Genomic DNA, 7,043 nt, shown 5'->3' on the forward strand with positions numbered 1-7,043 from the left:
CGTCGACACCGTCGAGGCGTGCTTCGACGCCATCATCGGCCGGACCACCGAGACGTACCGCCGCGAGATCCTGGCCAAGATCCCCGTGGGCACCTGGGTGTGGGAGGACTACGCGGAGCACGACGGGGTCGACGCGCCGCGGCTGCACGCCCAGCGCATCACCCTCACCCGCACGCCGCCCGACGACCCGGACGGCGGGCGACTGGTGCTCGACTTCGACGGAACCGGGCCGCAGGCCAAGGGTCCGATCAACCACTGTGGCGACTACAGCGACGGGGTGTTCCTCAAGAAGTGGCTCGCGCCGATCCTGCGCAACCTCGCCGACACCCCCGAGCGGATGGCCGAGCTCGACGTCAACGAGGGCATCGTGCCGCTCATCGAGATGAAGTTCCCGCCGAAGGGGACGCTTCTCACGCCGATCTACCCGGCGCCGACGAACGCCCGCACCTTCGTCATCCTGCGCCTCCTCGGTGTCCTGGCAGGAGTCGTCGCCAAGGCCGTCGACGGCAAGATGCCCGCCGACCAGGAGACGATCCGCTACACCGGGGTCTACGGCAAGGACCGCGACGGCAACGACTACCTCATGCGCGAGGTGCTCGGCGGCGGCTCCGGCGGTCGGTACTACGCCGACGGCGAGGACACGATCCACGTCGTGCCGGACTCGCGCAACCTGCCGACCGAGTTCACCGAGAGCCGCTTCCCGTTCATCGTCGAGCGGCTGGGCCTCGCGGTCGACTCCGGCGGCGCCGGTCGCTACCGCGGTGGGCTGGGCTACGAGAAGCACCTCCGGATGCTCCGCGACGCGAACTTCATGTCCATCGCCGACCGGTCGATCCTCGCGTGTTGGGGGGTCAAGGGAGGGCGCGCCGGGCGGGCGTTCGAGGTGACGGTCGATGTGGGCGGACCCACCGAGCGGGTCGTCGACGCGCTGGCGAACGCCGAGCCGGTCCTGGCCGGGCAGGTCATTCGGATCCGCACGACCGGCGGTGGCGGCTGGGGGGACCCGCTCGAACGGCCGTATGACGAGGTGGAACGCGACCTTCGCTGGGGGAAGGTGTCCTTCGAGGGAGCGCGTTCGGACTATGGCGTCGTCGCCACCGGCACCAAGGACGAGCCGGCCGTCGACGTGCGCGCCTCGGACGCCCTGCGCGCGTCGATGCGGGGTGAGCGTGCTGAGCAACCGCAGCCGTTCTTCGACCGTGGGCCCGGCTATGCGCGCCTTGCGGCCGGCGCAGAGGCCGCGGAGGTCGACTGGGTGTGACTCGGTGACCGTGGTGCTCGTCATCGGCGCGGCCGGCAAGACCGGTCACGCCGTGACGCGCGCCCTCGTCGCTCGGGGAGTCCGCGTGCGTGCCGCGGTCCGTCCCGGGTCGCAAGGGATGCCGTATGCCGCTGAGCTCGCTTCCCCGGTCACCGTGGAGCTCACGACGGGGCTGGGGCTGCGCGCGGCCATGGCCGGGGTCGACGCGGTCTACCACCTGGCCCCGAACGTCCATCCCGACGAGGTGGGGATCGCGGCCCGTGTCGCCGAGTCCGCTTGCGCTGCAGGGGTTTCCCGATTCGTCTTCCACTCGGTCCTCCACCCGGAGGACACGTCGATGCCGCACCACGTGCGAAAGGCGGAGGCCGAGACGGTCATCCGCGCCCGACTCAGCACGGCGACGGTGCTGCGCCCAGCGGCATACGGCCAGAATCTCCTGGATGCGGCGCTCGCGGGGCGGATGGCGGTGCCGTACTCGCTCGATGCTCCGTTCACGAACGTGGACCTCGACGATGTCGCCGAGGTCGCCGCGCTCGTCCTCACCGAGTCCGGCCGCGAGGGCGCCACCTACGAGCTGTGCGGACCCGAGTCGCTGACCGTCCGGGAGCAGGCGAGGATCGCGAGCGACGTGCTCGGGCGGACCGTCCAGGTGACGCAGATCTCCCTAGCGGAGTGGGCCGCCGGACCGGGCTCTGCTGTGCCGGAGCCAGCGAGGGAAGACCTGTTGGCGATGTTCCGCGCGTACGACCGCGACGGGCTCACCGGTGACGCAACGGACCTCGAGCGTCTGCTCGGCCGTCCCGCCACGCCCTGGCACGTCACTGTTGAACGAGCCGCCTAGAGCAGCTCGCGCATCGCGTCCACCGCTCCAGTCAGGTAACGCTCGACGACCTCTCGCTCTGTGTCGCTCAGCGACTGGTCCAGGGCGGCCAGGGACTGGAACATCGGCCGCAGCCAGCCAATGACCTCTGCGCGTCCGGAGTCGGTGACGACGACGACCGTCCGGCGACCGTCGTCGGGGTGCGCGCGCCGCTCGGCATGCCCGTGGGCCACGAGCCGGTCGACGACTCCGGAGGAGGCAGCCGAGGTCACGCGGAGCCGGCGGGCGAGCTCGACCGGCCCCATCGGCTCGGCGGACAGGTGCCGGAGCGCGTGCAGCTCCGTGATCGACATGCCGGCCCGTCGAGCCACCACCTCGGGGAGCGCCTCCGCCACGTCGATCAGCTCCTGGAGCATCTCGAGCGTGCGGGCCGGGCGCCATGCGGGCACGGCCTGCTGCATCGCCGTCGACGGGCTGTTTCCCATTTCACTAACCAACTTAGTAAGATCCTTACCGACTTCTTTGATCGTATCTGGAGGACCCATGTCTCGCCTTGCCGATCGTCTCACTGCCCGCTGGTGGGCCGGCCTCTTCGCCGCCATCGCCCTGCTTGCCTCTGGAGCCGTCATCGGGATCGTGGGCGATGCCGAGCGCAGCCCCTCGCCGACGGCCACCCTGGCGGCTGGGTCGGACAGCGTCGCGGCGGTGGAGCTTCGGGAACGACTGCCTCGCTCGGACGACTCGGCGGCGGTCGTCCTCTTCAGCCGTGACTCCGGCGCGCTGACCGAGGGCGACCGCGCCGCCATCGCGGAGCGCACCGCGCAGCTGCCGGGCGCGACCGGGATGCCAGCCGTTCCCAGCGAGGACGGTACGGCGGCCCTGGTCGTCCTGCCCGTCGATGCCGCTGACGCAACGGCTGCATCGGACGCGGTGACCGAGATCCGCAAGGTCGCCAAGGCCGACCTGCCCCAAGGACTGACTGCCCAGGTGACCGGTCCGGCGGCCGTCCAAGCGGACCTGGCCGCGGTCTTCGACGGCGCCAACCTCCGGTTGCTCATCGCAACGGCCTCCATCGTGGCGTTCCTGCTCGTCATCACCTACCGCAGCCCCGTCCTCTGGCTCATCCCGCTGACGGTCATCGGAGTCGCTGATCGCGTCGCCACCGTCGTGGCCACCCACACCTTGCACTTCTTCGACATCCCGTGGGACGAGTCGACGACGGGCATCCTCTCCGTCCTCGTCTTCGGCGCGGGCACCGACTATGCGCTCCTGCTCATCTCCCGCTACCGGGACGAGCTGCGCAGGCACGAAGACCGCCGCCGCGCCATGTCCGCGGCCATGACCCGGACGGCCGAGGCGGTCGTCAGCAGCGCCTCCACGGTCGTGCTCGGCGTGCTGACGCTGCTGTTGTCGGCCTTCCCCTCCACGCGCGGTCTGGGTGTCGCATCGGCCGTGGGGATCGTCGTCGCAGCGGTCTTCGCGCTGCTCGTCCTGCCCGCTGCCCTCGTCGTCTTCGGGCGATGGGTGTTCTGGCCGAAGATCCCGCACGTGGGCGAGCCGGCCCTCGCGGACCGCCAGTCCCTGTGGAAGCGAATCGGCGACGTCGTGGCAGCCCGCCCGGGCACGGTCATCGCCGTCACCATCGTCGGCCTGCTCATCGCCTCGGCCGGTGCGCTGGGTCTGCGGACCGGGCTCTCGGTCTCCGACCAGTTCCTCGACAAGCCGGAGGCGATCTCCGCCTCGGAGCGGCTGGCCCAGTCCTACCCGGCCAGCAGCGCCGACCCGGCAGTCGTCGTCACCACCGACGATCCGCAGGCCGTCCTCGCCGCGGTCAAGGGGGCCGACGGTGTGACCTCGGCGCGCATCAGCAACGAGGGTGGCGGCGTGACCCAGATCGACGCGGTCCTGGCCGGCGCGCCGTCGTCCGCCGAGGTGCAGCGCGCCGTGACGAGCCTGCGGAGCGCCGTGACGGACTTCGACGGGACCCACGTCGGAGGCACCGAGGCCGTCGCCCTCGACACCGCGGATGCCGCCACGGACGACCTCCGCCTCATCCTGCCCATCATCCTCGTCGTCGTCCTGATCGCCCTGATGCTCCTGCTTCGCTCGATCGTCGCACCGGTCATCCTCGTCGCGACCGTCGTCGGCACGTATGTCGCCAGCCTCGGGATCTCGTGGGTGCTGTTCACCCGGGTCTTCGGCTTCGAGCGGCTCGATGACACGGCGCCGCTCTATGCCTTCGTGTTCCTCGTGGCCCTCGGTGTGGACTACAACATCTTCCTCGTGAGCCGGGCCCGCCAGGAGGCCCGCGAGCACGGTGTCCGGCAGGGCATGCTCCGCGCCCTCGCTGCCACCGGTGGCGTCATCACCAGCGCCGGCATCCTGCTCGCGGCCGTTTTCGCCGTCCTCGGCGTGCTGCCACTCGTCGTGCTGGCGCAGGTGGGCGTCATCATCTGCGTGGGCGTGCTCCTCGACACGCTCGTGGTCCGGACCCTGCTCGTGCCCGCCATTGCGCTCGTCCTCGGCGACCGCTTCTGGTGGCCCCGCCAGGTTTCCCAGAGCGCTCCGCAACCCCAGGCGGCGCCGCAGCCGGCATGACCGTCGCTACCGTGCTGGTCATGACGGGAGAGCAGGCAGTGGAGTACCGGATTCGCTTGGCCACCACCGCCGATCAGCAGGCCGTCGAGGAGGTCACTCGAGCTGCCTACCAACCGTGGGTCCAGGTCGTCGGTGGCCGCCCGGCCCCCATGGACGCCGACTTCGCGACCCTGATCGCTGACGAAAGGGTCCATGTCGCGGCGCACGAGGGCGTGCCGGAACCGCCCCGGCCGGTCGCCGGCGTGCTCGTGCAGGCGATCGAGGACTCGGCCCTGCTCATCGAGAACATCGCGGTTCACCCGGCGCACCAGCGCCGCGGCGTGGGGCTCGCACTCGTCACCTTCGCCGAGGCGACGGCCCGTGAACGCGGACTGACGGTCGTTCGACTGTTCACGCACGAGCGGATGGTGACCAACATCGCGTGGTACGAGCAGCTCGGCTTCGTCGTCACTGGGACAGAGCCGATCGCGTCTGGTCGGCTCGTGCACCTGCACAAGGCGACCCCACCTACCCGTTAGGCGCGTCTCGGGGTACGGCCGAGTTCACGGCCCATAGCGAGGATTTGGAGGATGGCGGGGCTGCCGGCGGGCTGCTTTGATGGGCTGAAGAACCTCAAGGAAGAGGTGGAGCATGAATGCAACAGGCCCTGCCGCCGACGCCGAGCGCGACTCCCAGACGGCTGGCACGCGCCGCACCGTCCGGTATGTGGCGGCCGCCATGAGCGCGGTCGTCGCGATCCTCTACGTCGTGCTGATGCTGCTCGTGAGGAACGCCGAGTCCGAGGCGGGAGCGTCCGACACGACGACCTATGGCGGCTACGTCGGCCTCGCCGTTGCCTATGCCATCGGCGCCGTGATCCTCTTCGTCGTCGACAACCGCACCCTGCACTTGCTCGGGGCGGGCGTGCAGATCGTCGTCCTCCTACTCTTCCTGGCCTTCGGCGTCGGTCTGCTCGGAGAAGGCGCCTTCGAGAACGAGGCCATCAGCCACCTGCCGCTCGGCCTCTGGGCGACCCTCATCACGGGTGCCCAGGTCGTCCTCCTCGCGATGCTCGGCTATCTGGCCGACTGGCGCGTCACCCAACCCGGGCGCTGAGCCGCCGCTGGCAAGACCTGCCACCCACCCCCGGACCCGCTTGCCACAAAGTGCCACGACGGGAAGGTCAGGCGCGCGCCTAGGCTCGGGCACAGCGGCATACGGCATGATCCCGGCACGAGGAGCGCACGTGAGCGGACCCTTGGACGACATCGTCGTCATCGACCTCTCGCGAGCCCTCGCGGGACCCCACGCCGGGATGATGCTCGGCGACCTGGGCGCGCGCGTCATCAAGGTGGAAACGCCGGGACACGGTGACGACACGCGCGGATGGGGGCCGCCGTTCGTCGGTCCCGAGGACGACCCGATCTCCACCTACTACCTCTCGTGCAACCGCAACAAGGAGTCGGTCACTCTCGACCTCAAGTCCGATGACGGCCGCGACACCCTGACGCGTCTCGTGCGCCACGGGGACGTGCTCATCGAGAACTTCCGGCCCGGCGTTCTCGACCGGCTCGGCTTCTCCACCGAACGGCTGCACGTGATCAACCCACGCCTCGTCATCCTGTCGATCAGCGGCTTCGGCCATGACGGCCCAGAGGGTGGGCGTGCCGGCTACGACCAGATCGCCCAGGGCGAGGGCGGCCTCATGTCGCTCACGGGCAGCAGTCCCGACGACCCGCAGCGGGTCGGTGTCCCCATCGGTGACCTCCTCGCGGGGATGTACGGCGCCTACGGAGTCACGGCCGCCCTGCACGAGCGGGGCCAGACTGGGCGGGGGCGCGTCGTGCGCACCTCCCTGCTCGCGGCGATCGTCGGGGTGCACGCCTTCCAAGGCACGCGATACACCGTCGCCGGCGAGGTCGGGCGCGCGCAGGGCAACCACCACCCCTCGATCGCGCCCTATGGGCTGTTCACGTGCAAGGACGGCATGGTCCAGATCTCCTGTGGGAGTGAGGGGCTGTGGGTCAAGCTCGCCACCGCGTTCGGCATCGACCCTGCGACGCCCGGCCTGGCCACCAACCGCGAGCGCGTCGCGAACCGGGACCGCCTCATCGAGCTCATCGACGACGCCTTCGCGCCCTATGGCCTCGAGGAGCTCGTCAAGCGGCTCGCTGAGGTGGGGGTCCCCGCAGGCCAGGTGCGGACCCTGGACCACGTCTACGAGTGGGAGCAGACGACGTCGCAGGGGCTGGTCCTCGACGTCGACCATCCGGTGCTCGGGACGATCAAGATCCCGGGGCCACCGATTCGCTTCGACGACAATGCTTTTGCCGGGGGGCGAGAGGATCACCTGCACCCTCCCATGCTGGGCGAGCACAACGAGTC

7 protein-coding genes are annotated in these 7,043 nt (G+C 70.3%); 6 read left to right on the forward strand and 1 reads right to left on the reverse strand.

All coding sequences use genetic code 11. The annotated features are described in order from the left end of the window. Positions 1–1,261: hydantoinase B/oxoprolinase family protein (locus ABF401_RS06160; protein WP_353508661.1), on the forward strand; the 1,261-nt coding region annotated here is incomplete at its 5' end. Positions 1,262–1,265: 4 nt separating this feature from the next. Beyond that, a complete protein-coding gene (locus tag ABF401_RS06165; protein ID WP_353508662.1) occupies positions 1,266–2,102 on the forward strand; it encodes an NmrA family NAD(P)-binding protein in 837 nt (278 codons plus the stop codon). Here the strand turns inward: ABF401_RS06165 and ABF401_RS06170 are convergent. Beyond that, positions 2,099–2,566, reverse strand: coding sequence for a MarR family winged helix-turn-helix transcriptional regulator (locus ABF401_RS06170; RefSeq protein ID WP_353508663.1), 468 nt, complete (start codon positions 2,564–2,566; stop codon positions 2,099–2,101). The genes ABF401_RS06165 and ABF401_RS06170 overlap by 4 nt on opposite strands. A 58-nt stretch (positions 2,567–2,624) precedes the next feature. Here ABF401_RS06170 and ABF401_RS06175 point away from each other — a divergent pair, with 58 nt between their 5' ends. The 4 genes from ABF401_RS06175 to ABF401_RS06190 form a co-directional block, all read left to right on the forward strand. Next, positions 2,625–4,679, forward strand: a complete 2,055-nt coding sequence (locus ABF401_RS06175; protein WP_353508664.1) for an MMPL family transporter — start codon at positions 2,625–2,627, stop codon at positions 4,677–4,679. 20 nt (positions 4,680–4,699) lie between these two features. Then, positions 4,700–5,197 (forward strand): GNAT family N-acetyltransferase, encoded by a 498-nt coding sequence (locus ABF401_RS06180; RefSeq protein ID WP_353508665.1) that lies wholly within the window; start codon positions 4,700–4,702, stop codon positions 5,195–5,197. A gap of 112 nt (positions 5,198–5,309) precedes the next feature. Next, positions 5,310–5,774 carry a hypothetical protein gene (locus ABF401_RS06185; protein ID WP_353508666.1) on the forward strand — a complete coding sequence of 155 codons (465 nt, stop codon included), beginning with the start codon at positions 5,310–5,312 and terminating at the stop codon, positions 5,772–5,774. Positions 5,775–5,880: 106 nt separating this feature from the next. After that, the coding region (locus ABF401_RS06190; protein WP_353508667.1) for a CaiB/BaiF CoA transferase family protein at positions 5,881–7,043 on the forward strand (1,163 nt) is incomplete at its 3' end.

The organism is Intrasporangium sp. (genome assembly GCF_040414665.1).
Classification (GTDB): Bacteria; Actinomycetota; Actinomycetes; order Actinomycetales; family Dermatophilaceae; genus Intrasporangium.

Excerpts from the sequence above, each read along its gene's own strand:
- ABF401_RS06180 (WP_353508665.1), top strand. The coding sequence starts at position 4,700 with ATGACGGGAGAGCAGGCAGTGGAGTACCGGATTCGCTTGGCCACCACC.
- ABF401_RS06170 (WP_353508663.1), bottom strand. The coding sequence starts at position 2,566 with ATGGGAAACAGCCCGTCGACGGCGATGCAGCAGGCCGTGCCCGCATGG.
- ABF401_RS06185 (WP_353508666.1), top strand. The coding sequence starts at position 5,310 with ATGAATGCAACAGGCCCTGCCGCCGACGCCGAGCGCGACTCCCAGACG.
- ABF401_RS06175 (WP_353508664.1), top strand. The coding sequence starts at position 2,625 with ATGTCTCGCCTTGCCGATCGTCTCACTGCCCGCTGGTGGGCCGGCCTC.